This is a genomic window from Pantoea phosphatilytica (assembly GCF_051025615.1).
GTDB lineage: Bacteria > Pseudomonadota > Gammaproteobacteria > Enterobacterales > Enterobacteriaceae > Pantoea.
This window is the reverse complement of record NZ_JBPFDF010000001.1, coordinates 1,668,455-1,694,765: the sequence shown is the minus strand read 5'-3', so window position 1 is coordinate 1,694,765 and position 26,311 is coordinate 1,668,455. Positions and strand designations below refer to the sequence as shown.

18 protein-coding genes are annotated in these 26,311 nt (G+C 56.2%); 14 read left to right on the top strand and 4 right to left on the bottom strand.

Features of this window, described 5'->3' with window-relative positions:
- Positions 1-32 precede the first annotated feature (32 nt).
- Both ACR6AS_RS08290 and ACR6AS_RS08285 read left to right on the top strand, forming a co-directional pair.
- Positions 33-992, top strand: coding sequence for an aldo/keto reductase (locus ACR6AS_RS08290; protein ID WP_367395635.1), 960 nt, complete (start codon positions 33-35; stop codon positions 990-992).
- A 208-nt stretch (positions 993-1,200) separates the two neighbouring features.
- Complete coding sequence (locus ACR6AS_RS08285; RefSeq protein WP_434161727.1) at positions 1,201-2,538, top strand: carbohydrate porin; 1,338 nt, start codon at positions 1,201-1,203, stop codon at positions 2,536-2,538.
- Between the two features lie 135 nt (positions 2,539-2,673).
- Here ACR6AS_RS08285 and yegD read toward each other — a convergent pair whose 3' ends face one another.
- The 3 genes from yegD to ACR6AS_RS08270 all read right to left on the bottom strand — a co-directional run bounded on the left by yegD (position 2,674) and on the right by ACR6AS_RS08270 (position 8,212).
- On the bottom strand, positions 2,674-4,026 hold the full coding sequence (gene yegD, locus ACR6AS_RS08280; protein ID WP_434161726.1) for a molecular chaperone: 1,353 nt from the start codon (positions 4,024-4,026) through the stop codon (positions 2,674-2,676).
- A 75-nt stretch (positions 4,027-4,101) separates the two neighbouring features.
- Positions 4,102-7,434: a diguanylate cyclase gene (locus tag ACR6AS_RS08275; protein ID WP_434161724.1), complete on the bottom strand. Its 3,333-nt coding sequence runs from the start codon at positions 7,432-7,434 to the stop codon at positions 4,102-4,104.
- A gap of 163 nt (positions 7,435-7,597) precedes the next feature.
- Positions 7,598-8,212: a phosphatase PAP2 family protein gene (locus ACR6AS_RS08270; RefSeq protein ID WP_111139189.1), complete on the bottom strand. Its 615-nt coding sequence runs from the start codon at positions 8,210-8,212 to the stop codon at positions 7,598-7,600.
- 284 nt (positions 8,213-8,496) lie between these two features.
- Between ACR6AS_RS08270 and udk the strand changes: the two genes are divergently transcribed.
- The 3 genes from udk to asmA all read left to right on the top strand — a co-directional run bounded on the left by udk (position 8,497) and on the right by asmA (position 11,636).
- A complete protein-coding gene (udk, locus tag ACR6AS_RS08265) occupies positions 8,497-9,138 on the top strand; it encodes a uridine kinase (RefSeq protein ID WP_004571279.1) in 642 nt (213 codons plus the stop codon).
- An 83-nt stretch (positions 9,139-9,221) separates the two neighbouring features.
- On the top strand, positions 9,222-9,803 hold the full coding sequence (gene dcd, locus ACR6AS_RS08260) for a dCTP deaminase (RefSeq protein ID WP_111139190.1): 582 nt from the start codon (positions 9,222-9,224) through the stop codon (positions 9,801-9,803).
- Between the two features lie 12 nt (positions 9,804-9,815).
- The gene (gene asmA, locus ACR6AS_RS08255) at positions 9,816-11,636 is read left to right on the top strand and encodes an outer membrane assembly protein AsmA (protein ID WP_434161722.1); all 1,821 of its coding nucleotides are present in this window, start codon (positions 9,816-9,818) and stop codon (positions 11,634-11,636) included.
- Between the two features lie 34 nt (positions 11,637-11,670).
- Here the strand turns inward: asmA and ACR6AS_RS08250 are convergent, their stop codons facing one another.
- Complete coding sequence (locus ACR6AS_RS08250) at positions 11,671-13,233, bottom strand: TerC family protein (protein WP_111139192.1); 1,563 nt, start codon at positions 13,231-13,233, stop codon at positions 11,671-11,673.
- A gap of 797 nt (positions 13,234-14,030) precedes the next feature.
- Between ACR6AS_RS08250 and wbaP the strand changes: the two genes are divergently transcribed.
- The 9 genes from wbaP to ACR6AS_RS08205 all read left to right on the top strand — a co-directional run bounded on the left by wbaP (position 14,031) and on the right by ACR6AS_RS08205 (position 26,190).
- A complete protein-coding gene (gene wbaP, locus ACR6AS_RS08245; protein ID WP_111139193.1) occupies positions 14,031-15,464 on the top strand; it encodes an undecaprenyl-phosphate galactose phosphotransferase WbaP in 1,434 nt (477 codons plus the stop codon).
- A gap of 284 nt (positions 15,465-15,748) precedes the next feature.
- On the top strand, positions 15,749-16,888 hold the full coding sequence (locus tag ACR6AS_RS08240; protein ID WP_111139194.1) for a polysaccharide export protein: 1,140 nt from the start codon (positions 15,749-15,751) through the stop codon (positions 16,886-16,888).
- A gap of 9 nt (positions 16,889-16,897) precedes the next feature.
- The gene (locus ACR6AS_RS08235; RefSeq protein ID WP_111139195.1) at positions 16,898-17,332 is read left to right on the top strand and encodes an arsenate reductase/protein-tyrosine-phosphatase family protein; all 435 of its coding nucleotides are present in this window, start codon (positions 16,898-16,900) and stop codon (positions 17,330-17,332) included.
- Positions 17,333-17,344: 12 nt separating this feature from the next.
- A complete protein-coding gene (gene wzc, locus ACR6AS_RS08230; protein WP_111139208.1) occupies positions 17,345-19,528 on the top strand; it encodes a tyrosine-protein kinase Wzc in 2,184 nt (727 codons plus the stop codon).
- A gap of 276 nt (positions 19,529-19,804) precedes the next feature.
- Positions 19,805-20,941 (top strand): EpsG family protein, encoded by a 1,137-nt coding sequence (locus tag ACR6AS_RS08225; protein WP_111139196.1) that lies wholly within the window; start codon positions 19,805-19,807, stop codon positions 20,939-20,941.
- 128 nt (positions 20,942-21,069) lie between these two features.
- The gene (locus ACR6AS_RS08220) at positions 21,070-21,987 is read left to right on the top strand and encodes a glycosyltransferase family 2 protein (protein WP_367395630.1); all 918 of its coding nucleotides are present in this window, start codon (positions 21,070-21,072) and stop codon (positions 21,985-21,987) included.
- Between the two features lie 70 nt (positions 21,988-22,057).
- Positions 22,058-22,810, top strand: coding sequence for a glycosyltransferase family 2 protein (locus ACR6AS_RS08215; RefSeq protein WP_010670978.1), 753 nt, complete (start codon positions 22,058-22,060; stop codon positions 22,808-22,810).
- A gap of 46 nt (positions 22,811-22,856) precedes the next feature.
- Positions 22,857-23,891 (top strand): glycosyltransferase family 4 protein, encoded by a 1,035-nt coding sequence (locus ACR6AS_RS08210; protein WP_367395628.1) that lies wholly within the window; start codon positions 22,857-22,859, stop codon positions 23,889-23,891.
- An 82-nt stretch (positions 23,892-23,973) separates the two neighbouring features.
- Positions 23,974-26,190, top strand: a complete 2,217-nt coding sequence (locus ACR6AS_RS08205; RefSeq protein WP_293771773.1) for a phage tailspike protein — start codon at positions 23,974-23,976, stop codon at positions 26,188-26,190.
- The last annotated feature ends 121 nt before the right edge of the window (positions 26,191-26,311 follow it).

Sequence of the window (26,311 nt, the reverse complement as noted above, 5' to 3'; positions counted from 1 at the left end):
AGGCAGTTTTTCCGGTAAATAAGGAGCCAGAAATGCATCAGAATCAGACACGGCAGTTAGGTAACAGCGGTATCGCCGTTCCGCGACTGACGTTTGGCGGCAATGTGTTTGGCTGGACGGTGGATCGCGCTACCTCATTTTCTCTGCTGGATGCGCTGGTGGAGCGGGGGCTCTGGTTTATCGATACGGCCGACGTCTATTCCCGCTGGGTGCCGGGCAACAAAGGCGGTGAATCGGAAACCCTTATAGGCGAGTGGCTGCAAAAAAGTAGCAAACGGGACCGGATCGTTCTGGCAACCAAGGTGGGGATGGAACTGTCCCCGGCGAAAACCGGGCTGAAACCGGACTATATCCGTCAGGCAGTCGATGCGTCGCTGCGCCGTTTACAGACGGACTATATCGACCTCTATCAGGCGCACCGCGACGATGCAGATACGCCCCTGGCGGAGACACTGAGCGCCTTTGACGGCCTGATCCGCGAAGGCAAGGTGCGGGCTATCGGGGCTTCAAACTACAGCGCCGCACGACTGCAGGAGGCGCTGGCGATCAGTGACGCGCAGGGACTGGCGCGCTACGAAACCCTGCAGCCGGAATATAACCTCTATGACCGCCAGCCCTATGAGTCGGAGCTGGAGCCTGTGGTGCAGGCGCACGGACTGGGCGTGATCAACTACTATTCTCTCGCCAGCGGTTTCCTCAGCGGCAAATACCGTGAAGCAGCGGATGCGGCGAAAAGTGCGCGCGGGCAGAGCGTGGTCGAAAAATATCTCAATCCGCGCGGGTTGCGGATCCTCGACGCGCTGGATGCCATCAGCGCAGCGCAGCAGGTGACGCCGACGCAGGTGGCGCTGGCATGGCAGATCGCCCGTCCCGGCATCACCGCGCCGATTGTCAGCGCCACATCGCTGAAACAGCTCGACGATCTGACCGGGGCGATGCAGCTTACGCTCTCACCCGCAGAGATTGCGCAACTGGACCAGGCGAGCCGTTAAGCGCAGGGGCCATCGTGCCCCTGTTTTGCGCTGACCCGGCAGAAACTGCCGTTTCTGGCTGAAACGTAACCGCTAAGAGATCCCGATCACAGTTACGCGAACAATCTGCTGTTTCCGGAAAGTATGCGCACGTATTTACAAAAGCCGTTCAATAGCCAGCACTATCCTCTGCGCGTCACTTTCGGTCACTTACATAAGAATCAGCACGATGAAAAACAGAAAAGCCCGCTTTCCCTCTGCCCGTGTGGCAACCGGTACCCTGCTTATGGCCATGCTTTCCACGTCAGCCCTGGCCGCTGACGCGCTGAGTCCCGACTCCGAATGGATGGCTGGTGACTGGGGCGGTTACCGGACGCAGCTGCAGGATGACGGCATTAAATTTGACGTCAACTACACCATGGAAAGTGCGGCCAATCTGGGCGGTGGCGCGGACAGCAACACGACTATGCGCTACAGCGATCAGTGGACGTTTGGCACCAATTTTGACCTGGAAAAACTGCTGAACTGGCAGGATGCCGAGTTCCAGATGACCGTGACCAATCGCGACGGTCAGAACCTGTCGGATCAGGTAGGGGACCGACGCGCCGGGATGCTCTCTTCGGTTCAGGAGGTCTACGGTCGCGGCCAGACCTGGCGCCTGACGCAGTTCTGGCTGCGCAAAGGACTGTTTGACGATGTGGTCGATGTGAAAGCCGGCCGGGTCACGGTGGGCGAAGACTTCGATAACTTCGATGGCAATCTGTTCCAGAACCTGGCACTGGGCAGCGGCCAGGCGGGGAACTGGCGCGGCGATCGCTGGTTCAACTGGCCGGTGTCGCAGTGGGGCGGCCGCATTAAGTTCAATCTTACTCCTGAGCTTTTCTTCCAGGTCGGTTTCTATAATCAGAACCGCGCCAACTACGATCGCGGCGACGGCTTCCGTCTGGACACCCGCCATTCTGAAGGCAATCTGGTGCCGATCGAGCTGGGCTGGAAACCGACCTTCGGGCCGGAAAAACTGCCGGGTAACTACCGCATCGGTTACTACACCTCGTCGGTGGATGGCGATGTCTACAGCAGCTGGCGCAACGGCGGCTATCAGGATCAGGCGCGTGCCTATGGCGGCTATCTGTTATTGCAGCAGCAGCTGACCGCACAGAGCGGCGATGTAAATCGTGGACTGGGCATTCGCCTGCAGGCGGTGATGAACGACCACAAGACGTCAAAAACCGACAACTATCAGTCGCTCGCCCTGACCTGGACCGGGCCGTTTGATGCCCGTCCGCAGGATGAGATTGGCGTGGGCGCAGCACGTATTCATGTGAACAGCGACTATACCCGGTCACTGCGTCAGCAGAATCAGGCTAACGGCGAAAGCCGCTTCGACAGCCCGACTTATCTGCCGGTTCAGTCAGGTTCGGAATACAACTATGAGATCTACTACAACGCTAAAGTCACAAACTGGATGTCACTGCGCCCTAATCTGCAGTATGTCGTGGCACCGGGCGCGGTCAGCGAAGTGAAAGATGCGTTTATTGGCGGTATCAGCGCCAATATCGCCTTCTGATAAAGAGTGAAAGGATGGCGTACCGGACAGACGGCCTGGACGTGCTGAGCCCTGTGAGCCTGCGCCTGCTCATCGCCGTTGTCGGCAAATAAAAATGGCACCCTCGGGTGCCATTTTTGTTGTCGCAGGGCAGGATTAGCGGAACATCACTTCTGCCCAGCGGGCCAGTCCGGCGGTGACCGAGGCGAAGTCGTCGCCGCCCGCAATCGGCGTATCCGGCAGCGTCTGCTGCAGGGCTGCACGCAGCAGCGGTGAACGCGCGCTGCCGCCGGTCAGGTAGATCACATCAGGTTTAATCTGGCTGGTGGCCAGCGCCAGCTGCACCTGCTCCAGAATTTTCTCCAGCGGCTGACTGATCGCCTCCTGCAACTGGTTCACCGCAATCTCCGTCTGCAATGCCGCGGCAATGAAGTCGAGCGAAGCGGTATGGGCCGGGCTGGCTGACAGCGCGATCTTGCTCTCTTCGGCCGCTCGTACCAGACGATAGCTCAGTTTCTGCTGCCACACCTTCAGCAGGCGGGCCACGACGTCGCCCTGTTCGGCATCGCGCACCAGATCCCGCAGCCATTTTCCACAGGCCGCACTGTAGAAGTCGCTCTGTGCCGGCACATCATTGATGGCAATCGCATTCCACCACGGCAGGGCGGGCAGGGCGGTGCCTTTCTGGGTGTTGCCGCCGAGCCCCAGCAGAGGCATCAGGGTTTTAAACGCCAGCATGATGTCCAGGTCGTTTCCGCCAACGCGGCAACCGCTGTGGCCCAGCAGGCTTTCACGGCGGTCCGCCTTGTCGCGCCATTTCGGCCCCATCAGCAACATTGAGCAGTCGGTGGTGCCGCCGCCGATATCGACGACCAGCACCCGCGTCTCCTGCTGCAGCGTCGCCTCGAAATCGAGTCCGGCCGCGACCGGCTCGAACTGAAACTCGACGTCGCGGAAACCGGCACGGTGTGCGGCGCGCAGCAGAATACCTTCAGCCTGCTGGTTAGACTCTTCGCTGCCCGCGCCCTGGAAGTTGACCGGTCGGCCGATGACTGCCTGCTGAATGGTCTGACCGAGCTGGCTCTCGCCCTGCTGACGGATGTGTAGCATCATGGCGCAGACCAGATCTTCAAACAGGGCAAGCTGCTGAGACTTCAGGCCGCTGGCACCGAGAAACGATTTGGGGGATTTAACGAACCAGACATCTTCCGGGTCAGCCATGTAGTGCTGCAGCGCGGTCAGGCCAAACTGCACGCTGTTCGCCTGAACCTCGATATCCTCTTCGCGGTTGAACCGCAGTGCGCGCTGTAGCAGTGCCGTGGTTTCGCTGTCCGGCGTCGCAACCTGATGATGACGATAAAGCCATTCGCTGATCGACTCGCGTGTCGGCGCACAGATCATTGATGGCAGCAGGCGCTGATCGTTTTCCAGCGTTAACAGGCGTGGCGTGCCCTTTTCGCTGACTGCAATAGAGCAGTTAGCCGTGCCGTAATCGAATCCTATGAACATTTTCGCCCCCATGCCGGAAAAAAGGGGGCGACTTTAGCGCAGCTTCAGCGGGGTGGCAAGCGGCCAGCGCGGGAATTAACGGATAGCGAAGAGGCGAGCTTCGGCCAGCGAACGCAGCGGCTGACGCTCGGCGACAGCACTGCCCCAGACGCCATCCACATCCAGCGTCGCCAGGGTATTCAGCACGGCTGGCACGGAAACCGGACCGGCCAGTACGGAAATGTGTCGCTGCGTGGCCTGCCCCTGAATAATGGTCAGCAGCATCTCATCCATCAGACTGGCATGCACGTTTGCCACCAGATCAGGTGCCAGCACCAGATAATCGACCACGTCATCACTCAGCAGATTGAAGGCATCCAGATTACGGCCAAAATGCTGCAGGACGATACGGCAGCCGCACTGCCGCAGTTGCCGCAGCGCTGCATAGATCTGATCGCCTTTACCGATGACGCTCGCCGCCGGAAAAGCAAAACCTGCGCGGCTATCGGCCAGACCGGCGGCGACAAAGCGCTGACAGAGCTGGTGCACAAAGGCGGCATCACTCAGTATCTGCGCATGCAGTGGCAGAACCACCGGAATGCCCTTGTGATTCAGCGCTTCTACGTCGTGGCGGAAAAAAGCCTCCAGAATGTTGTTATCCAGCCGGCGACGCAGCGCCTCATCGGCAAGGTTACTGCGCAGCAGCGTTTCATCCATCAGCAACCCGTCCGCGCTTAACAGCTGGACATCCAGCAGCCAGATAAAGGCCGCCTGCGGCGTTTTCGGCGGAGCAACAGCCCAGGCGGCCAGTTCGATCTGCAGGGCATCGATCATGCCGGCATCCAGACCCTGATGATGACCCGGCAGTGGCAGGCGATGCTGTTCATAGATCATCAGCCGTCCGCGACCGCTGCGTTTGGCGTTGTAACAGGCGATATCGGCCTGCGACAGCACGTCGCTGCTCTGACAGTTTTCGGCGGAGATCTGGGTCACCCCGGCGCTGGCACCGACCTGGTACAGGCGACCCAGCCACTGGAAGCGGTAGTCATTGACTGCGGCAACGATACGCTGCACCACGTCATGCGCCTGCGCGACCTCACAGTCAGGCATCAGCAGGGCGAACTCATCGCCGCCCAGTCGGGCCAGAAAATCGCTGCTGCGAAGATGGTGCTGCATCAGTTCAGAGAGTTCGCGCAGGAGTGCATCCCCGGCGGCATGGCCGGCGCTGTCGTTAATGGCCTTAAACTTGTCCAGATCGATAAACACCAGCACATGGTGATGATGATGCTCCGCGGCATCGAACAGCAGACGCTTAAGCTGCAGTTCGAAGCTGGCGCGGTTAGGCAGGCTGGTCAGCGTATCATGCAGCGCACTGTAGCTCAGACGCTTCATCAGCTTACGTGACTCACTGACATCCTGAATAATCATTACGGCACCCTGTTCCAGACCGGCTTCTGAACGCAGCGGGGTGATGCTGTAGTGAATATCAATATGACTGCCATCGGGGGCATGCAGCACCAGATCTTCCGCAAAATCCGGGGTGACCTTTTCTGGCGGCAACTGGCACAACAGAAGATTTTCGACCTCGGGGCCGTTGCGGCCCTGAGTAATGTGCAGCACCTTACTCAGCGGCTGACCTGTGGCCTGCTCCTGCGTCCAGCCACTCATCTTCTCCGCTACCGGATTCATAAAGGCCACGCACATCTCTTTATCGGTGCTGATCACCGCTTCGCCGATCGAATCAAGGGTAATCGCCATGCGCTCTTTCTCCTGAAACAGCGCCTCATTCAGGTTGCGCAGCGGCGTAATGTCCTGACAGATACCCAGCATCCGCTCAATGCGTCCCTCTTTACTCAGCAGCCGGTTAGCCTGGGTTCGCACCCAGCGCTGTCCCTGCCTGTCAACGACGCGATACTCCATATGAAAGGCGCTGCGCAGCTCAATGGCCTGCTGCACCGTCAGCGCCGCGTATTCGCGATCGGCGGGATGCAGCAGATGGATCCAGAGGTCGTAGCTCGGCGACTCATGTGGTTCCAGACCAAACAGGGCGTACATACGCTTATCCCACAGCATCTCGCCGGTCAGCAGGTTCCACTCCCAGACGCCGATGCCGCCCGCTTCGTTGGCCAGCGTGATACGCTCCATCAGCCGCCGGTTCACCTGTTCGCTCTGCTTCAGCTCAGAGATATCGATGATCTGCGCAATGAAGTAGAGGGGGGCATAGCTGCTGTCACGCACCAGCGAGACCGTCAGGCGTGCCCAGACGATTTCGCCATCTTTGCGGAAGTAGCGTTTCTCAAAGGTATAGGTGTCGATGTCGCCTTCCAGCAGTCGGCCTACATGCTGCATATCCTTAGAGAGATCGTCGGGATGCGTGATCTGCTGAAAGGTCAGTCGCTTCAGCTCATCCGCCGGGTAGCCGAGGATCTGACAGAGTGAGCGGTTGACCTGCAGCCAGTTGCCCTGCGGGGAGACCAGCGCCATACCGATTGCTGAGTACTCCATGGCATGACGGAAGCGGGTTTCACTGTCGGAAATATGCAGTTTCTCGCGCCGGGAGGCATCCATCACCAGCGACATGATATGGCTGGGTATCAGCACCAGCAGAAACGGCAGCCAGCTGGAGACCGGACCCAGCGCGCTGTTGTTGCTGACCACGTTGACCAGATCTAAAGCCAGCAGCATGGAGATAAAACTGGCGTTGAGAAAGAACAGGATAAACGCCTGCAGTTTAGGCAGGCGAACGGCGCACCAGAACAGAATCACCACAATAAAGGTAAAGGGCCAGGGCAGAAAGCGCAGTGACAGGTAACTGGAACCGAGGGTAAGCAGCAGCGTCAGGGCGAGTTCGGCCAGACGCAGATCGCTGAACTGCGCGCGACGCAGCGGCCAGGGCAGCAGCAGCAGCATCGGGCCGAGCACCAGCATACCGATGATCTCGGAGATCACCCAGGTATAGAAGAAGGGAAACGACGCCTGGCCGCTGACCTGGAGCGTCCAGAGCGCCAGCAGGCCGCCGAGCACCGGCGTCATAATGCCCACCGACAGCACCAGTCGTGCCCAGTCACTCAGCGAATCCAGCGGTGTGCGCCGATCCAGCAGAGCGCGCAGCAGCATACCGCCGACACCCGCCTGAATCAGGTTGAGCAGCGTAAATTTAAGGTTAGAAAAGGCGGGGCCGATGACCAGGGCGTTAGCACTCGCGGTGCCCAGGACGCAGGCTGTCAGCAGCAGCGGCAGCTGGCGCGTCGGACAGCGGAAAACCACGACGGTCATCAGCGTCGTGGGGAACCAGAGCGGGGAAATCTTCCCGCTGACCACAATCAGTTCAAGACAGAACAGCGTCAGGAAAAAGAGTATCCCGCCCAGAACCAGCGCCTGAAGCCAGCGGTTGGGCGTGTTGTTTTGCGGGGATAAAATCTCAGTCATGCGGGCTTCCGGCAGGGTGCAGGGCTCCGCAACGGCGAATCAGGCACCAGTCATTCTCTGACTGCATGCTAGCACATTCGGCAAAGAAAAAAGGGGTGAAATCAAAATTGCCCGTTATTCGGCGAATTGGCGGGCAGGGGGGGATGACGAGCCAGCCTATTGATTACTGACGGAAAAGATCGGCACGGGTGTAAGGTTTTTCCATCCCCGCAAGGCTGGCAGAGAACCGCTCCAGAAACTGCTGCGTGGTAGCGACGCGCCCGTGACTCATCAGAATAAAGGGTATGACCAGTGCAGCGCCGACCTGGGTCCAGCTAAAGCCTTTGAGCGTGGTGCGCCGCTGCGAGATCAGAAACGCGGTGCTCAGCGTGAAACCCAGCAGCAGACCGGTCGCGACCTCGCTTCTGGAGTGCGCATGGATCACCAGACGGGAGAATCCCACCATCAGCGGGATAAGGTAGCCTACCCCGATCGCCACCACGCGACCCGGCAGCGACCAGCGACCCGAGATCAGCCACAGCATCACCGGCCACAGCGTAGCGGACATCGCACTGTGACCGCTGAAACCGGTGAAATTAAAACGGGCGCTGCCGATGCCGAATCCCAGGAACAGAATCTTCGAAATGCTGACCGTGAGCCCGGCCAGGCCGAAAGCGACAATCCAGTAGAGGACGGTAAGACGGTTGTCACTCTTCCAGGGTAAAATCAGCGCAATAATCACGGCTGTCGGAATCAACAGCATGCTGTCGCCAAAATAGGTCAAAGTCTTCCAGTGCATACTACTCCTGCTGCCTTCTCGGGTCGTTATGAGAGCGTCGCGCGCGGGCTGTCCGGCACGCTGAAGGGGCCATTTTAGTTATAATTGGCTGTGACAACAGTTTATCGGTGAAATGAGTGGCGTCCAAAGGGGAAAGTCTGAAAAGTCGCCGACGCCATTTCTCTGGCATCAAAAGACCGAAATCCCTATACTTAGCGCGAACACACCCTCTCCATTTCGGCCCGTCCGCTGCCCGCGTAATGTGTGTCCAGTGGCAGGCTCCAGTTATCAGGTCTTAAAAAAGTATGACTGACAAGTCTCATCAGTGCGTGATTGTAGGCATTGCCGGCGCTTCCGCATCCGGTAAAAGTTTAATTGCCAGCACGCTCTATCGTGAAATCCGTGATCAGGTAGGTGACGAGCACATCGGGGTCATCCCGGAAGATGCTTATTACAAAGATCAAAGTCACCTCACCATGGAAGAGAGGGTTAAAACCAATTATGACCATCCGAGCGCGATGGATCATGATTTACTGCTGCAGCACCTGCAGGCGGTGAAAGCCGGTCAGGATATTGAACTGCCGGTCTACAGTTACGTTGAACACACCCGTACGCAGCAGACCCAGCATCTGAAAGCCAAAAAGGTGATTATCCTGGAGGGCATTCTGCTGCTGACCGACGCCCGTCTGCGTCAGGAACTCAACTTCTCAATCTTCGTGGATACGCCGCTCGACATCTGTCTGATGCGCCGTATGAAGCGCGATGTCAATGAGCGCGGGCGCTCGATGGATTCAGTAATGAGTCAGTACCAGAAGACGGTTCGTCCGATGTTCCTGCAGTTCATCGAGCCCTCTAAACAGTACGCCGATATTATCGTGCCGCGCGGCGGAAAAAACCGTATCGCCATCGATATCCTCAAGGCAAAAATCAACCAGTTTTTTGAATAATCCACGTCCGGTGGGACGTGGCGCAGACCGACGGCAGGCAGACTGAAGTCGGTTCGCTACACTTATGTCATGGAGTTTCCGCAATGAGATTATGCGATCGCGATATTGAAGCCTGGCTCGATAGTGGCAAACTGGCCATTGAGCCGCGCCCGCCGGTCGAACGCATCAATGGTGCTACGGTCGATGTGCGGCTGGGTAATCAGTTCCGTACCTTCAGCGGGCATACCGCGGCCTTTATCGATCTGAGCGGGCCGAAGCAGGAAGTCAGTGCCGCCCTGGATCGGGTCATGAGCGATGAGATCGTGCTGGCAGAAGGCGAAGCCTTCTTCCTGCACCCGGGCGAACTGGCGCTGGCGGTCACGCTGGAGTCGGTGACGCTGCCCGATGATCTGGTCGGCTGGCTGGATGGGCGCTCGTCGCTGGCGCGTCTGGGCCTGATGGTGCACGTCACGGCTCACCGCATCGATCCGGGCTGGCAGGGCCGTATCGTGCTGGAGTTCTACAATTCAGGTAAACTGCCGCTGGCACTGCGTCCTGGCATGTTAATCGGCGCACTGAGTTTTGAACCCCTTTCCGGCCCGGCTGCGCGCCCCTATAACCGCCGTGAAGATGCGAAATATCGCGGTCAGCAGGGTGCTGATGCCAGCCGTATCGACAAAGATTAATCTGAGGATGTAATGAAAAGAGTGATAACCACGCTGGCCATCCTGTTAGTGGTGGTCGTATCGGGAATGAGCGCGCTGGTGCTGCTGGTCAATCCCAACGACTTTCGTGCCTATATGGTACAACAGGTTGAACAACGCAGTGGTTATCGGCTGGAGGTCAGCAGCGATCTGCGCTGGCACGTCTGGCCTCAGCTCAGTATCCTCGCCGGCCGGATGAGCCTGACCGCACCAGGGGCCAGTCAGCCGCTGGTGTCGGCCGAAAATATGCGGCTGGATGTCAATCTGTGGCCGCTGCTCTCCCACCAGCTCAGCGTCAGTCAGGTGATGCTGAAAAATGCGATAGTGCGTGTCACCCCCGACAGCAGTCCACAGCCCGCCAAAAACGCGCCGCAGGGACCGCGTGATGCGGAGCCTGCGTCACCCGCCAGCGGCTGGTCTTTTGACATCGCAAAACTGCGCGTTGCCGACAGTCTGCTCATCTGGCAGCAGCCGGGCGGCGATGAGTACAATTTCCGTGACCTCAACATCAGCATGGATCAGGATGCCAGCAATCTGGCGACCCTGGCGCTGAGCACCAGCCTGATGCGCAACCAGCGCAACGTCACCCTGTCGCTGAAGGGGCAGCTCGACGCCTCACAATATCCTCATCGTCTCAGCGGCCAGTTGCAGCAGCTGGATTATACCCTCTCCGGTGCGGATATCCCGGTGCAGGGCATTAAAGGCTCGCTGAGTCTGCAGGGGGAGTGGAATGGCGACCGCCAGCGCTTCGCGTTCAGCAATCTGCAGCTCACCGCTAACGACAGCACGCTCACCGGGCAGGGCAGCGGTCACCTGATGCCTCCGCAGCAGCTGGCGCTGGATCTGAAAGCCAGTTCGCTCAACCTCGATAATTTACTGACCAGCGCGCCCGCGTCTGAAACGGCAGGCGCGCAGCACGCCACAGTGGCCCGTTCACCGGTGATTGCGGTGCCACGCGAACGCATTAATGCTGACTCTCCGCTGAACGACATGGATCTGGCGCTGAAGCTCCAGGCAGAGAGTGTCGTCTGGCGCGGCCTCGCGCTGACCGGCCTGACGCTCGACGCCAGCAATCAGCAGGGGCTGATGACGCTTAATACTCTTAGCGGTAAGCTGGGCAATGGCAGCTTCTCGGTTCCCGGCCGCATTGATATCCGTCAGCCAGAGACGCAGGTGACGCTGAAGCCGCAGCTCCGGCTGATTGCGATTCAGCCCCTGCTGAAAGCCTTTAACCTGCCGGAAAGCCTGCAGGGCAATCTGAGTCTTGACGGCGATCTGGCGGGCGACACGCTGAGTGTCGAGGCAGCTAAACGTCGCTGGCAGGGCAGGGCGACCCTGAGCGCCAGCAACCTTAAGCTGGCGCAGCTCAATCTGCAGCAGATGGTGCAGCGCGCCGTGGCGCGGGTCAGCGATAAGGTCAGCCGTGAAGAGGCGGAAGATGCGGCCGATGAGGGCATTGAGTCGATCAGCGGCCAGGTGGCCCTCAATAAAGGCGTGCTCAGCTTCAGCGATATCAACGGCAACGGCCATAATCTCGACCTGCAGGGTGCCGGCAAAGTGGATATGGCGCAGCAGCAGCTGGATGTGACGCTGGGGCTGAAGCTCAGCGGCTGGCGGGGTGCTGAGACGCTGGTGAAAGCCCTTGCCGATCAGCCGGTCCCGCTGCGCATCTACGGCGACTGGAACAACCTGCAATATTCGCTGCCCGTGGATGACGTGCTGCGCGAACGCCTGCAGAGTGAGGCCAGGACACGGCTGAACCAGTGGATCGATCGACAGAAAGAAGAGAGCAAAAAACCGAATCTGAAGAAATAAGGGCGCCTGGGAAAGACACAGCGCCCTGGACGTCCTACTCCCTATCGGGCTGCTGCAGGATCTCGACCTTCTGTACCCGATGATTCTCGACCTGCAGGGTACGCAGCTGATAGCCCTCCAGCTGCAGCACTTCGCCTTCCTGCGGAACGTGCTGCAGCCTGTCCATCAGTAACCCGGCCAGCGTGTGGTAGTCGCGCTGCTCATCCAGCGGCAACTTCACATAGAGCGCCAGATCCTCCAGCGGCATATGGCCGTTGGCAATCCAGTGACCTTCGCCCTGAATCTGAATATCGTAACGGGCATCAATTTCACCCGCCTCATTCGGCAGATTTCCGGCGATGGTCTCCATCACATCGCTCAGGGTCACGACGCCTTCTACCGAACCAAACTCATCGACCACAAACGCAAAGTGCGTATGCGCCTGGCGGAACTGTTCCAGCGCCTGCAGCAGCGTCAGCCGTTCAGGAAAGACCAGCGGCTGCCGGATAAGGGCGCGCAGGTCGAGCGAATGATGATGCAGTGACTGATGCAGCAGATCGATAACGTGGACCACGCCCAGAGGTTCGCTGGAGTTATTGGTGATCAGGATGCGCGTGTGCTGGTTGCGATCCAGCCGGGCCATAATCTCAGCCGGATCGTCACTCAGGTCGATATGCTCCACATCGTGACGTGAGGTCATGATGCTGTTGACGTGGCGCTGACCCATACCCAGCACCCGGGCAATCATCACCCGTTCCTGGCGGTTAAACAGCACGCTGGCATCGCTGTCCGCAATCAGTGACGAGGTTTTCGCATCCAGCTCTGCCGGTTCTGCCGCGCCACGCAGCATACGCAACACCGCTTCCGCCGTCCGCTGCCGGAGCGGACGACCTGCTGACAGCACCCGACGGCGATTGAAGTGCGCCAGCTGGTTCAGCGCCTCAATGATCACTGAGAAACCAATCGCGGCGTAGAGATACCCTTTGGGGATCACAAAACCAAACCCTTCCGCCACCAGGCTGAAGCCTATCATCAGCAGGAAGCTCAGACAGAGGATCACAATGGTGGGGTGGTTATTCACAAAGCGGGTTAAAGGTTTACTGGCGAGCAGCATCAGCAGAATCGCGATAGTCACCGCCAGCATCATGACCGGTAGATCGTTGACCATACCCACGGCCGTGATCACCGCATCCAGCGAGAAGATGGCATCCAGCACCACAATTTGCGCCACCACCGGCCAGAATTTAGCGCCGCCTTTTTGTTGACCGGACGCCTCATCATGACCCTCAAGCCGCGCATTTAACTCCGTCGTGGCTTTGAACAGCAGGAAAATCCCGCCTGACAGTAGCAGAAGATCGCGCGCACTAAAGGGGTGATTCGCCAGCGTAATCCAGGGCTCCTTGAGCGTAACCAGCCAGGAAAGCGAAGCGAGCAGCAGGATCCGGCACGCTAACGCCAGCAGCAGTCCGATGACGCGCGCGCGGTCGCGAAGCGGCCCCGGCAGCTTTTCAACCAGGATGGCAATGAAAATCAGATTGTCGATGCCTAAAACCAGTTCCAGAACGATTAGCGTTACTAATCCCGCCCATAGCGAGGGATCGGTAATTACCTCCAGCATCTCTTATTCACCTGAATGTCTTAAATTGCGTTTTCTCTGATGATAGTGGAGTGACAGGCCGGGCACAAATGGCAGGGCAGGGGAGAGGTGGCCGGGCCGGACCACGCGATTGTGCAAAATGTGACCATAAATGCGTGACGGTTTGATTAATTCCGCAGAGGGGAACAGAGATAATTCTGGGCCGGATTGTACCGGAAAGATGATATTCACCTGCCGGGCTTATGCGATTTATCTTATCGCGGGTATGGCATTAATCCGAATTGTGCGGAAAGGATTGCACTCTCTGTCCGGCATCAATACTAATTGCTGGTAGTCTTTTTCCTAAAATAGTCCAGGGATGGCGGGACCTGCTTGTAAACAAGCCAGTAATAACTAGTATAGCAACAAGTTAGCAAACTCTGCCCCAGAGTCGTAATTTGCGTAGCGATTCGACTTTACCCGTGATGTCACGAATAGGTAATTCATCATTCAACATCTGCATGATGCGTTACCGAAACGCTGACGCATTTTGGGGAGCAATATGAATGATGACAGCGATATTGGCAGCGACAGCCAAGGGCGGTAGCGTGCCTGAATCGCGTTTTTCGTTGATAAAATGAGCAGCGCTGGCGATGATTAAAGTCAGAGTAATCTGTTGGTATTCATCACAATATTATTGGTTTTATGGTTAAGATCATTGGCGTAAACGCCGCAGGAGCTCCCCTCAGAAACGGCTCAGTCTTGAGAGGTTACATCGCTCAACGATTAAACAGGCGATAGCCGTTGCGGGTTAAAGGAAATAAAATAAAGAGTTAAATATGCGCGATACAGAATTTACGTTTAAAAGTCTTATTACCAAATTAATGCTGGCCTGTTCAGATTTAATTTGTTTCAACGCAGCGTTATTTATAGCGATGATGCTAATTAATGTTCAGTCAGATTCGCCTCTGGCAGATATTTCTGAAAAAGAACTGCATTTAAAAATTGCTACACACATTTGTCTGTCAGTAATTTGTATTGGCTGGTTCTGGGTAAGGCTTCGTCACTATACTTACCGCAAACCTTTCTGGTTCGAATTAAAAGAAGTTTTTCGTACCATTCTGATATTTTCCGTCATAGACCTGTCGATTACCGCGCTGTCCCAGTGGCAGATGTCGCGCTTCGTCTGGTTGCTGACCTGGGTACTGGCACTGATTTTAATTCCGACCTGCCGCGCGCTGGCCAAACGTCTGCTGAATAAAAATGGCCTGTGGAAAAAGCAGACCATCATTATCGGCAGCAGCAAAAACGCGCACGAAGCCTGGCAGGCGCTGCAGAGCGAAGAGGTGATGGGTTTCGACGTTATCGCCTTCTACGATGTCGACGGAACCTGTCCGCAGGAGATCATGAACGGCGTGCCGGTGCTGCGTGATGAGCAGGAGCTCTGGAGCCTGACCAGCAGCGAAACCCAGTTTATTGTGGCCGTTGAGTATGAGCAGAGCCAGTATCGCGACATGTGGCTTAAGTCGCTGGCGATGCACAACTGCCGTTCTGTTTCCGTGATCCCGACCCTGCGCGGCGTGCCGCTCTACGGCACCGACATGGCCTATATCTTCAGCCACGAAGTGATGATCCTGCGGGTTCAGAACAACCTGGCAAAACGAACTTCGCGCTTCCTGAAGCGGACGTTCGATATCGTGGGCGCACTGTCAATTATCCTGATGCTGATGCCGGCGCTGCTGGTACTGGGCTTCCTGGTGGGCCGTGATGGCGGACCGCCGATTTATGGTCACGAACGTGTTGGTATGAATGGCCGCAAATTTAAATGTCTGAAATTCCGCTCGATGGTGATTAATTCCAAAGAGGTGCTGGAAGAGGTGCTGCGCACTGACCCGGTTGCTCGTGCGGAGTGGGATAAAGATTTCAAACTCAAAAATGATCCCCGTATTACTAAAGTGGGCCATTTCATCCGTAAAACCAGTCTCGATGAGTTACCTCAGCTCTGGAACGTGGTGCGCGGTGATATGAGTCTGGTCGGCCCGCGTCCGGTCATTGAAGATGAACTCTGTCGTTATGCAGGCGATGTTGATTATTACCTGATGGCTAAGCCGGGCATGACGGGATTGTGGCAGGTCAGCGGTCGTAATGACGTTGACTATGAAACCCGCGTCTATTTCGACTCGTGGTATGTAAAAAACTGGTCGCTGTGGAATGACATCGCCATTCTGTTCAAAACAGTGGGCGTGGTATTGAAACGCGACGGTGCTTATTAATCGTGAGTCGGGAGCGTGTTAACGCACGCTCAGAGGGGTTGTGCCGTTGTCAGGCGTGTCGTTGTTCGTGGCCATCATCAGGGATATCGTCGCGCATCATGAGTCCGATATGATGCGTAGCGTTTCGGGTAGACCCTGACAGATGGTTATGACGTATAACAAGTGGAGCAAGGATAATGAACGACAGGTTCAGAGCTTAAGTCAGCCAGGATTTACTTTTTGTTGGACGCTTACACAGCGGCGGTTTCGCCTCTATCAATAAATAACTGATAGCGAAGATCTAAATGATTACAATCAAAATGAAATTGATACCCTTGCTGGTATCCGCCACAATCCTCAGCGGGTGTACGATCGAACCCGGTCAGCATCTTTCTACATCGGGAAAAAATGTTGTTGAGCAGCAGGATAGTAACTTTGACATTGATAAATATGTCAACGTCTTCCCGTTAACCCCTTCGCTGGTTGAGAAGATGCGTCCGAAGCCACTGGTGGCCCAGACCAATCCTTCTCTGCAGAACGAAATTCAGAACTACGAATACCGTATCGGTGTGGGCGACGTCCTGACGGTGACCGTCTGGGATCACCCGGAACTGACGACCCCAGCGGGTCAGTACCGTAGCGCCAGCGACACCGGTAACTGGGTGCACTCTGATGGCACCATCTTCTATCCCTACATTGGCCGTGTGCGTGTAGCGGGCCGTACCGTGGGTGAAGTGCGTAACGAAATCGCGCGTCGCCTGGCACAGTACATTGAGAGCCCACAGGTCGATGTCAGCATCGCCTCCTTTAAATCGCAGAAAACCTACGTCACCGGTTCGGTCACGACCTCAGGTCAGCAGCCGATCACCAACGTGCCGTTGACGGTGCTGGATGCAATCAACGCCGCAGGCGGCCTGGCCGCCGATGCGGACTGGCGTAACGTCGTGCTGACGCATAACGGCCGCGAACAGCGCATCTCGCTGCAGGCCCTGATGCAGAATGGCGACCTGAGCCAGAACCACCTCCTCTATCCGGGCGATATCCTTTACGTTCCGCGTAACGATGACCTGAAGATCTTCGTGATGGGTGAAGTGAAACAGCAGACCACCCTGAAAATGGACCGCAGTGGCATGACGCTGGCGGAAGCCCTGGGCAATGCGGCGGGGATGGATCAGACCACCTCTGACGCCACCGGTGTCTTCGTTATTCGTCCACTGCACGGCACCGATCGCAACAAGATTGCCAACATCTATCAGTTGAACACCAAAGATGCGGCATCCATGGTGATGGGAACCGATTTCCAGCTTCAGCCTTATGACATCGTCTATGTCACCTCAACGCCGCTGACGCGCTGGAACCGTGTGATTTCGCAACTGATACCAACCATCGCCGGTATCAACGATGCGACACAGGCCGCATCGCGTATCCGTACCTGGGGAAGATAAGGTCCGTCCATGATTACGTCCGTGCTCGTCGTTTGCGTCGGCAACATCTGTCGCTCTCCTACCGGAGAGCGGATGTTTAAACGCGCGTTGCCTGATTTAGATGTCCGCTCGGCCGGCCTGGGGGCGCTGGTTGGCCACCCGGCCGACAGAATGGCGTCTGAGGTCGCTGCGGCACAGGGTCTGTCGCTGGAAGGACATCAGGCGCAACAGTTGACGGCAGAGATGTGCCGCAACGTTGATCTGATTCTGGTGATGGAGAAGCGGCACATCGATCAGGTGAACCGCATCGACCCGGCAGCACGGGGTAAAACCATGCTGCTTGGACACTGGCTGAATCAAAAAGAAATTGCGGATCCGTACAGAAAGAGCCGTGAGGCCTTTGAAGAGATTTACGGGTTACTGGAAAACGCTACCCAGAAATGGGTCAACGTATTAAGCCGATAGTTGGGATTATCCATGAATATAAAAAATAAGGTCAGTACCGCGCCGGGAGAGGATTCGAATGGATGGGATCTGGCGCATCTTGTGGGACAGCTAATTGATCATCGCTGGATCATTGTTGCCGTTACCGCTTTTTTCATGCTGGCGGGAACACTCTACACACTCTTTGCAACACCGATTTATAGCGCCGATGCGCTGGTTCAGGTTGAGCAGAAGAATGCCAGTACCGTTCTGAACGAAATTGACAGCATTCTGCCCCCGACGCCTGCGTCAGATACGGAGATCGAGATTCTGGAATCCCGTATGGTCATCGGTAAAACCGTTGACGATCTGGGTCTGGATACCGTGGTTGAGCAGAACTACTTCCCGGTGATCGGTAAGGGTCTCTCCCGCCTGATGGGTAACAAGCCCGCCACGATTGCGATTTCGCGCCTGGAAATCCCACGCACTATCGACAAACGTAACGTTGAACTGGAAGTGACCGGCCCGGACAGCTACACCGTTTCTAAAGATGGTGATGAGCTGTTCAAAGGTAAAGTAGGTCAGCTGGAGTCGCACGGCGACGTCAGCATGCTGGTCAGCGACATCAAAGCTGACGAAGGCACCAGCTTCACTGTAACCAAGCTGAACGATCTGCAGGCTATCCGCTCTGTGCTCTCTAACCTGACCGTGGCAGACAAAGGTAAAGATACCGGCGTTCTGGGTCTGGAGTATCTGGGTGAAGATCCGGATCAGATCAGCAAAGTGCTGAACCAGATCGTGAACAACTATCTGCTGCAGAACGTTGAGCGTAAATCAGAGCAGGCAGAGAAGAGTCTGCAGTTCTTACGCACTCAGCTGCCTGCCGTGCGCAGCAAGCTGGATGAAGCGGAAGATAAGCTGAACACCTTCCGTCGTCAGAACGAATCGGTTGACCTGTCACTGGAAGCGAAGTCTGCACTGGACTCTTCTGTCAGCGTCCAGAGCCAGCTGAACGAACTGACCTTCCGTGAAGCCGAAGTTTCTCAGCTGTTTACCAAAGATCACCCGACTTACCGCGCGCTGCTGGAAAAACGCAAAACGCTGGAAGGTGAGCAGGCGCAGCTGAACAAGAAAATTTCGGCCATGCCACAGACTCAGCAGGAAATTCTGCGTCTGACCCGTGACGTTCAGTCCGGTCAGGAGATCTACATGCAGCTGCTGAACCGTCAGCAGGAGCTGGGCATCAGCAAGGCGAGCACCGTGGGTGATGTCCGCATCATCGACAGCGCGCAGACCGCTAATGCGCCGGTTGCACCGAAGAAACTGCTGATCATCGCGGCAAGCCTGATTGCAGGTCTGTTCGTGTCAGTGGGCCTGGTGCTGCTGAAAGCCCTGCTGCATCACGGCATCGAAAACCCGGATCAGCTGGAAGAGCTGGGCATGAACGTCTATGCCAGCGTGCCGCTCTCTGACTGGCAGCGTAAGAAAGATACCGAGGCTCTGGCGCGCCGTGCCAGCAAGTCGAAGGTGAAGACCGACCCGCATGAAACACTGCTGGCGCTGGGTAACCCGACTGACCTCTCCATCGAAGCGATTCGTAGCCTGCGTACCAGCCTGCACTTCGCGATGATGGAAGCCAAAAACAACATCCTGATGATCACCGGTGCCAGCCCGGGTATTGGTAAAACCTTTATCTGTGCCAACCTGGCGACCCTGATTGCGAAAGCCGGTCAGCGCGTCCTGTTCATCGATGGCGACATGCGTCGTGGTTACACCCACGAACTGCTGGGCGCAGAGAACAAAGCGGGTCTGTCAAACGTCCTCTCTGGCAAAACTGAGTTCAGCCCGGCGCTGATTCAGCAGGGTGTTTACGGATTTGATTTCCTGCCACGCGGTCAGGTGCCACCTAACCCGTCTGAGCTGCTGATGCACCGCCGCATGGGCGAGCTGCTGGACTGGGCGAGCAAAAACTACGATCTGGTATTAATCGATACGCCACCGATTCTGGCCGTCACCGACGCCTCCATCATCGGTAAGCTGGCGGGTACCTCGCTGATGGTGGCGCGCTTCGAAGCCAACACCACCAAAGAAGTGGATGTCAGCTTCAAACGCTTCGCCCAGAACGGTATTGAGATTAAAGGTGTGATCCTCAACGCCGTGGTGCGTAAAGCCGCCAATGCGTATGGCTACGGTTACGACTACTACGCCTACGACTACGGTAAGACAGAGAAAAGCTGATTACTGAGCAATAAACAGGGGGCGGTCTGACCGCCCCTTTTTATCGTCTCTCTGAATGACGACACGCAACAATTTACACAGGTTATTCTGTCCAACCCAGATAAGCGATGAATCTATACATCGCATGGCGAACGTCACTCAACAGAATTCATTACCAGCATGGCATCGCCTGCACACCGATTGTCACCGTGCTGACAGGCTTGCTGAAAAGCCAGCCGGGAAGGCGAAGCGGGATTATTGCTGGCATGAGCACTTGTGGAATTAAGGAATCACACCATGGCTCCATATTGGTATGTATCAGGTTTTTTACTGCTGCTTTCACTGTTTGAAATCGCGCTTAAAAAAGACGAACGCACAAATCATGTTCTGACCTGGCTGCTCTGTTTTGCCGCCGTTGTTTTAATTATTTTCGGGGGGATCCGCGGTCTCGGCACCGGCATGGATGACTTCCAGTACCGCAGTTTCTTCGAAGACTTTGTCCGTCGTATCGAGATCAATGGCTTTTTCAAAACCGTGGCGTTTTTCCGCTACGAACCGCTGATTTTTGTGACTGCCTGGCTGACCAGCCTGATTTCGCATAATGCCAGCATCTTCCTGTTTGTCTTCTGCGCCATCGCGGTTTCCATTAATACTTACTTTTTCAGAAAGATGTCGCCCTATCCGGTGCTGGCACTGGTGCTCTATTCGGCGCACATCTTTATCAACAAAGATATTAACCAGATTCGCTTTGGCCTGAGTTCTGCGCTGTTCCTCGGCGTATTGTGGTCGATCTATCTCAGGCACTACTGGTGGGCGTTCGTCTTCTTTATTCTCTCGTTCACCAGCCACAACACCGGTGTCATGGTCGTCACGCTGATTCCATTCCTGTTTATTCGTGACTGGCGCTGGTGGCCGGTCATTATCATCGTTGCCAGTCTGCCGCTGTCCGTGGTGGGGGGATCGAGCTTTATTGCCCTGATCGCCGGGCATCTGGGTTCGCTGGGGGAGAGGGCGTCGGGCTATAACAATGACCCCTCCTACGCCATGGGTGGCAGCATCCTGGCCGTGTCGAACCTGAAAAACATCATGCTGGTCTTTGTCTTCTTCTATTTCATGCTGACCGATGAGCTGAAGCGGGAAAACTATGCGCAGTATCGCCTTAACTACCTGCTGATTCTGAGTTTTGCTATCGGCGGCGCGATCAGGATCTTCCTCTACAACTTCCCGTCAGGTTCGCGTCTCTCCAACTACCTGCAGCAGGTGGAGCCGATCATCCTGACCTCGCTGATCTACCAGGCCAGACGATCCTGGAAGCCCGTGCTGTTTGGCATGCTGGTCTTCTTCCTGCTCTATTACCTCTACTACAACACCATTTCGACCAAACAGGCGGTAACCGGTTATGAAGTGGCGCGGGAGTTTTGGTTGATCCATTAATTAACCCGATGACCGGCCTGGTGTGAAAAGCGTCACGCCGGGCCGGCCATCGGTCAGAACACCGGTTTTTCATCGACCCTTGTCGGATGAACGGTCTATTTTTGAACTATTTTAATGAGGTGCTGGCAATGAAGGACATTCGTTTCTCCATCGTAATTCCGGCTTATAACGCGTCAGAATCGATTGTCACGACGCTGGATTGCGTTAAAGCACAGACGTATCGCAATTTCGACGTCATCATCGTGGATGACAAATCGGCGGATGCGGCGGCGCTGGCGGAGGTGGTTCGCAGCGAACGCTATCAGGATCTCGACATCAATCTGGTGCTCTCTGAGGTCAAACTCAACGGCGCGGGCGCGCGCAACAAAGGCATTGAGCTGGCCACCGGGGATTATGTCAGCTTCCTTGACGCCGACGATGAGTGGGCCGCCGACAAACTGCAGCAGGTCAGTGAAAAGATTGCCCGGCTGGAGGCCCAGGGCAAACAGAACTTCATTATTTTCAGCCAGGTGAATATCTATCAGGATGGGTCCTTCCTGAAGGTGATGCCGATGCAGCCACCGGGCAAAAATGAGACCGTCGCCGAATATCTGTTTGGCTGCTACGGCTTTATCCAGACCAGCACCATTGTATTGAAGCGGGAAGACGCGGCGAAGATTCAGTTCGATACCCGTTATATCCGCCATCAGGATTATGACTTCTGCATTCGTGCCGACCGCATGGGCTATGAATTTGTGATGATCGCCGCGCCGCTGGCGAACTACCATCTGATCACCAAATTTGGCTCGAAACACAAAGGCGAATCGGTAAAGTATTCGATGTTCTGGCTCGACGCTATGAAACCGCATCTTACCCCGCGTGATATCCACACCTACAAAGCCTTTAAGCTGCCGCTGCGCTACAAGATGGATGGCAAATCGCTAATGGCCAGCCTGAGCTTTGCTCGCTACTTCTTCCTCACCAATAAAGACAACCGTGCTTATTTCATGAACCGTGTCCGCGACAAGGTCAAAGCGCGTTTTGGCGGTGAGAAAGCGATCTCCTGACGCGCAGCGCGCCTCGCCTCGCTCCTGAAGCTAGGAGCCCCTCTCTATTTCATTACATTCAGGGTTGAAGATGAATACTTCTGTTGGAACCGTTGGCATTGTCATGCCGATGTATAATGCCCGTCAGACGGTGTTACGCGCTGTGCAGTCGGTGATCAATCAGCACTATACCGACTGGCACCTCTATCTGGTGAATGATAAATCGACCGATGATTCGCTGGAGTTTGTGCGTGAACATTGTCAGGACCCGCGTATTACTATTCTCGATAACGCGGTCAACATGGGCGCCGCCGAGACCCGCAATGTCGGGCTGCGTGCCGCCACGGAAGAGATTATCGCCTTTCTGGACAGCGACGATGAGTGGCATGCGGACAAACTGACGCAGCAGGTGGCCGCCATCGCTGCCGGCGACGATTTCGTGATCACCGAGTATCACTACAAAACCCGCAAGGCCGAGCACGACATTACCTACGGCAAACCCTATCTGCAGCAGGAAAACTTTGTGAAGAAACAGTATCGCGTCTGTTTCTCCTCGGTCTGTTTCCGCCGTCCGCCGCAGGGGCTGTTCTTCCAGCGCAAAGGCCATGAAGATTTCCTGTTTTTGTATGAATTATTCACCCGCTATAAGCAGGCGCGCGTAATTCAGACGATTCTGGTCAACTATTACGAATTAGGTGATTCCCTTTCCCGTAATAAGAACAAAGCCGCCCAGTGGCACCTTGAATTATTAAGAATTATCTATAAAAACAATCCTTTAAAAATCTATTACTATTACGCCTGGTATATGGTGAATGGTGTGCTGTTTACCCTTAAGCATCGTTAAGCCCGTCGGCAGGATTGTCTTTAAAATTTGAGGTGGATAGCGTTTCATGAAAAAAATTGTCCTGGTGATCAAAGATGCTTATTCGTATGCGGGCACCGAAAACATCTGTAACTTTATGTCAGAGTGTCTTGGCGAAACGCACGACGTCACCATCTACTCGCTGGAAGGCAGCGGAAAAACCTTCTATCCGTTTGAACATGTCAGAGAGATTGTCAGCTTTGAAGGGCAGAGCAACCCGATTAAGAGCGCGGTCACCCGGATTAACAGAGAGGGGTTTGATACCGTCTTCCTGATCAGCATGGGTCGCCTGAGCGTGATGTTCGCCTTCTGGAACCTGCTGGCAATGAAGAAGAAGCGGGGCAAAGCCTACGCCTGCGAACACATCGCCATTAACTCCTTCAGCAAACCGATCAGGTTTCTTAAGTTTCTGCTGCTGCGCTACTACGACCGCGTGATCGTGCTGACCGAAAAAGATCATCAGGTGTTCAGCCGCTGGCGCATTCCGAGCATGCCCATCCCCAATCCGGTGGTTTACAAAAACTATCCGCGTCAGACCCGTCATCGCCAGGCGCTGGCGGTAGGCCGTCTGGATAATCAGAAGGGCTTTGATCTGCTGCTGGATATCTGGCGCGACTTCGCCCGCAACCATCCGGACTGGACGCTGGTCATCGCCGGTGACGGCGAACTGCGTCAGCAGCTGCACGACCAGGCGGCCGTGCTGGGCATCACCGACAGCGTGAAGTTTGTCGGCAAGGTCAGCAACATCAATGACTACTACCGCGACAGCGACATGGCGCTGATGACCTCGCGCTATGAAGGCCTGCCGCTGGTGCTGCTGGAGGCTAAATCCTGGTCACTGCCGGTTGTGGCGTATGACTGCCCGACCGGCCCGCAGGAGATCATCAACCACGGTGAAGATGGCTTCCTGGTGCCGATGAATGACAAAGCGACCTTCCTGGCCCGAATGGAGCAGCTCGCCAGCGATGATGCGCTGTTCTATGCCATGAGCGAAAAAACCAAACAAACCGCGCTGAAATTCGACGGTAATCAGATCAGGCAAAGCTGGCTGTCACTGGTTTAACCGGAGCTGGAAAAGCTCACTTGCGACGTGCCTCAGGGACACCGCCATGGCCACTGGCCTTATTGACTACGGGAATTGATGCATGAAAAGAAGAGAAGTTTTACAGACCGCCGCCTCCGCCCTGGTGGGGGCTCTCTCCGTGAGCACCTTTTCCAGCTATGCGGCTAAAAGTAACGGTATTGCCCTGAAGCCGGTTGACGCCACGGATGTGCCAAAAGGCGACGTCCCTATTCTGACGCCGGAAAACGTCTACGCTATGCCCCCCCAGTTCTGGCAGGGCTTCGAAGGGAAACTCTGGATCGGTAAAGCCGGGGCGGATGCCAGCAAGCCGGGTAATCAGATCCCGGTTTACCTGCGTGATGCCAGCGGCAAAGTGTCGCAGATCGCCCAGCCTATCGCGCTGAATAAAGGCAACTTTGCCCAGTTTATCCAGGACAACGCTGCGCTGATTGCCGACCCCTCGCACTCCATGGCGGTCGAGGACAGCAACGGTCAGACGCTGTTTAACATTACCGACGTGAGCCGTCCGGGCGCGGCAGATTTCAGTCAGCGTCTGGCACAGCCTGCGGGCTATCAGCTGATTGGCGAGATCCCCTCTGTGGCGGAGCTGCGCAAGACCCGTCCGCTGTTTGAAGGCGCCAAGGTGAAGCTGAAAAGCTGGCACGAAGGGCGGGAGGTTGGCGGCGGTGAGTTCGTCGGCAGCTTCCAGACCGCGCAGAACGATGGCGGCGTAAACTTTTCCGGTGAAGGCTTTTACTGGCGTCGTGTGGTTGACGATTTCAACCGCCTGACGCTGTTCGATTTTGGTGCGATTGCTGACGGTAAAACCGACTGTGCGCCCGCCATTATGGCGATGTTCCAGTGGTCGCAGCAGGCCAACCAGCAGATCTGTGTCCAGTTTCCGGCGGGTACCTTCATGGTCTCCGCCTGTAACCTGGGCGACAAGTATCTCAACTTCTTCCGCATCTCTGGTGCGATGGTGAACTTCGGTTACTTCCCGGCGACCACGATCGTCTCCGATGGTAAGTCCGATTTCGTCTTCCAGATGAATGCCCGTCGTGTTGAGCTGTCGAACCTGATTTTCAACGGCAACAGCGATAAAAGTCCAAACCAGCAGGGCTTTTTCCACAACACCTGCCCTGGCGGACAATATTTCCGCGGGGCCTGCCTGCGCTTTAACGCCGTCGGCGGCACCGCCATCAGCCTGCAGGACACCCTCGACTGTAAGATCGACCAGTGGTACGCCTCACGCTGCAGCGGCGATGTTATCAAGTCGGGCTGGTCAGGTCAGAAGCAGGGCAAATGGGACCACAGCACGGCGATCGAGCTGTCCAACTTCAACGCGCAGCACTGTCGCGGCGGTAAAGTCCTGAACCTGCCACGCTGCGGCCAGTCGATTATTCACAACGGCTGGATTGAGCATTGCGATAATCCGGGCGATCTCTCCAACGGTCAGTGGATCGTCGATGCGCTGAGCCTGGAGGATTGTAAGAATCCGCTGATCGCCCATAACACCCGTCTGAACATGCGGCAGACCAGCCTGCAGTCCGGCAGCTGGATCGACAACTCCATGCAGGGCGAGCGTCTGCTCAGCATCTGGGAGATGGGCTCAACCCGCGTGGAATCCTGGGGCGTCGCGCTGGATGGCAGCCTGAAATATAACTACCTCACGTCGCGCTGGCGGCTGGAGAACAACACCAATCAGGAGACCTGGTTCGATCTCGGCTCGCTCTATTCTCCGACGGTGGGGGATTCATGGGAGATCGAAATCTTCGGTCAGTCGCAGTTCAGCAACGGCAGCGGCGACAAGCCACTGATGAATCTGATCGGGGACAAGACCACCGGCGGCCGCGCGGTCATCCATGTGCAGCGCAAGAAAGATCGCTCAGAAGCGAGCTGGTCAGCAGAGGGCAGCTCGCCGGTTATTGATGTTCGTTATGTGGCCGAGCATGACACCGATGTCCGAATCTTCGTCAAACTGGCTGGCTGGACGCCATCGGCCGGCGTGCTGGTGAAAACCAACGGTAAAGATCGCTTTGTCACCGGCCGCTGCGCGCGGATTAACGCCCGCATGGAAAAATCCAATCCACCTGCGGGCGATGCCACCAAACGCGCGCCGCAGCGCTTCAGCCTGCACAACGGCAAAGCGGGCGTGGGCGCGAACGAGCAGGGCGATCTGCTGATGGCATCCCGGCCGCTCTCCGCCGATCAGGTCGACACCAGCAAACCGGAAGGCTTTGTTTCGGTGGTGATCAACGGCAGGCAGGTCGCACTGCCTTATTTCGCCATTAAGTCTTAACACTTTGCAGGACGGCCGCCACAACGGAGGCGGCCGGGTCAGACAGGAGCACTACCTTTGGGTGCGTTATCCCGTAAAGCATTACTTTAATCAGAGTCCATTTTGCCCATTTCGGATCCGG

Coding starts and splice junctions, on each gene's coding strand:
- ACR6AS_RS08290 (WP_367395635.1), top strand. CDS start 33: ATGCATCAGAATCAGACACGGCAGTTAGGTAACAGCGGTATCGCCGTT.
- ACR6AS_RS08285 (WP_434161727.1), top strand. CDS start 1,201: ATGAAAAACAGAAAAGCCCGCTTTCCCTCTGCCCGTGTGGCAACCGGT.
- yegD (WP_434161726.1), bottom strand. CDS start 4,026: ATGTTCATAGGATTCGATTACGGCACGGCTAACTGCTCTATTGCAGTC.
- ACR6AS_RS08275 (WP_434161724.1), bottom strand. CDS start 7,434: ATGACTGAGATTTTATCCCCGCAAAACAACACGCCCAACCGCTGGCTT.
- ACR6AS_RS08270 (WP_111139189.1), bottom strand. CDS start 8,212: ATGCACTGGAAGACTTTGACCTATTTTGGCGACAGCATGCTGTTGATT.
- udk (WP_004571279.1), top strand. CDS start 8,497: ATGACTGACAAGTCTCATCAGTGCGTGATTGTAGGCATTGCCGGCGCT.
- dcd (WP_111139190.1), top strand. CDS start 9,222: ATGAGATTATGCGATCGCGATATTGAAGCCTGGCTCGATAGTGGCAAA.
- asmA (WP_434161722.1), top strand. CDS start 9,816: ATGAAAAGAGTGATAACCACGCTGGCCATCCTGTTAGTGGTGGTCGTA.
- ACR6AS_RS08250 (WP_111139192.1), bottom strand. CDS start 13,233: ATGCTGGAGGTAATTACCGATCCCTCGCTATGGGCGGGATTAGTAACG.
- wbaP (WP_111139193.1), top strand. CDS start 14,031: ATGCGCGATACAGAATTTACGTTTAAAAGTCTTATTACCAAATTAATG.
- ACR6AS_RS08240 (WP_111139194.1), top strand. CDS start 15,749: ATGATTACAATCAAAATGAAATTGATACCCTTGCTGGTATCCGCCACA.
- ACR6AS_RS08235 (WP_111139195.1), top strand. CDS start 16,898: ATGATTACGTCCGTGCTCGTCGTTTGCGTCGGCAACATCTGTCGCTCT.
- wzc (WP_111139208.1), top strand. CDS start 17,345: ATGAATATAAAAAATAAGGTCAGTACCGCGCCGGGAGAGGATTCGAAT.
- ACR6AS_RS08225 (WP_111139196.1), top strand. CDS start 19,805: ATGGCTCCATATTGGTATGTATCAGGTTTTTTACTGCTGCTTTCACTG.
- ACR6AS_RS08220 (WP_367395630.1), top strand. CDS start 21,070: ATGAAGGACATTCGTTTCTCCATCGTAATTCCGGCTTATAACGCGTCA.
- ACR6AS_RS08215 (WP_010670978.1), top strand. CDS start 22,058: ATGAATACTTCTGTTGGAACCGTTGGCATTGTCATGCCGATGTATAAT.
- ACR6AS_RS08210 (WP_367395628.1), top strand. CDS start 22,857: ATGAAAAAAATTGTCCTGGTGATCAAAGATGCTTATTCGTATGCGGGC.
- ACR6AS_RS08205 (WP_293771773.1), top strand. CDS start 23,974: ATGAAAAGAAGAGAAGTTTTACAGACCGCCGCCTCCGCCCTGGTGGGG.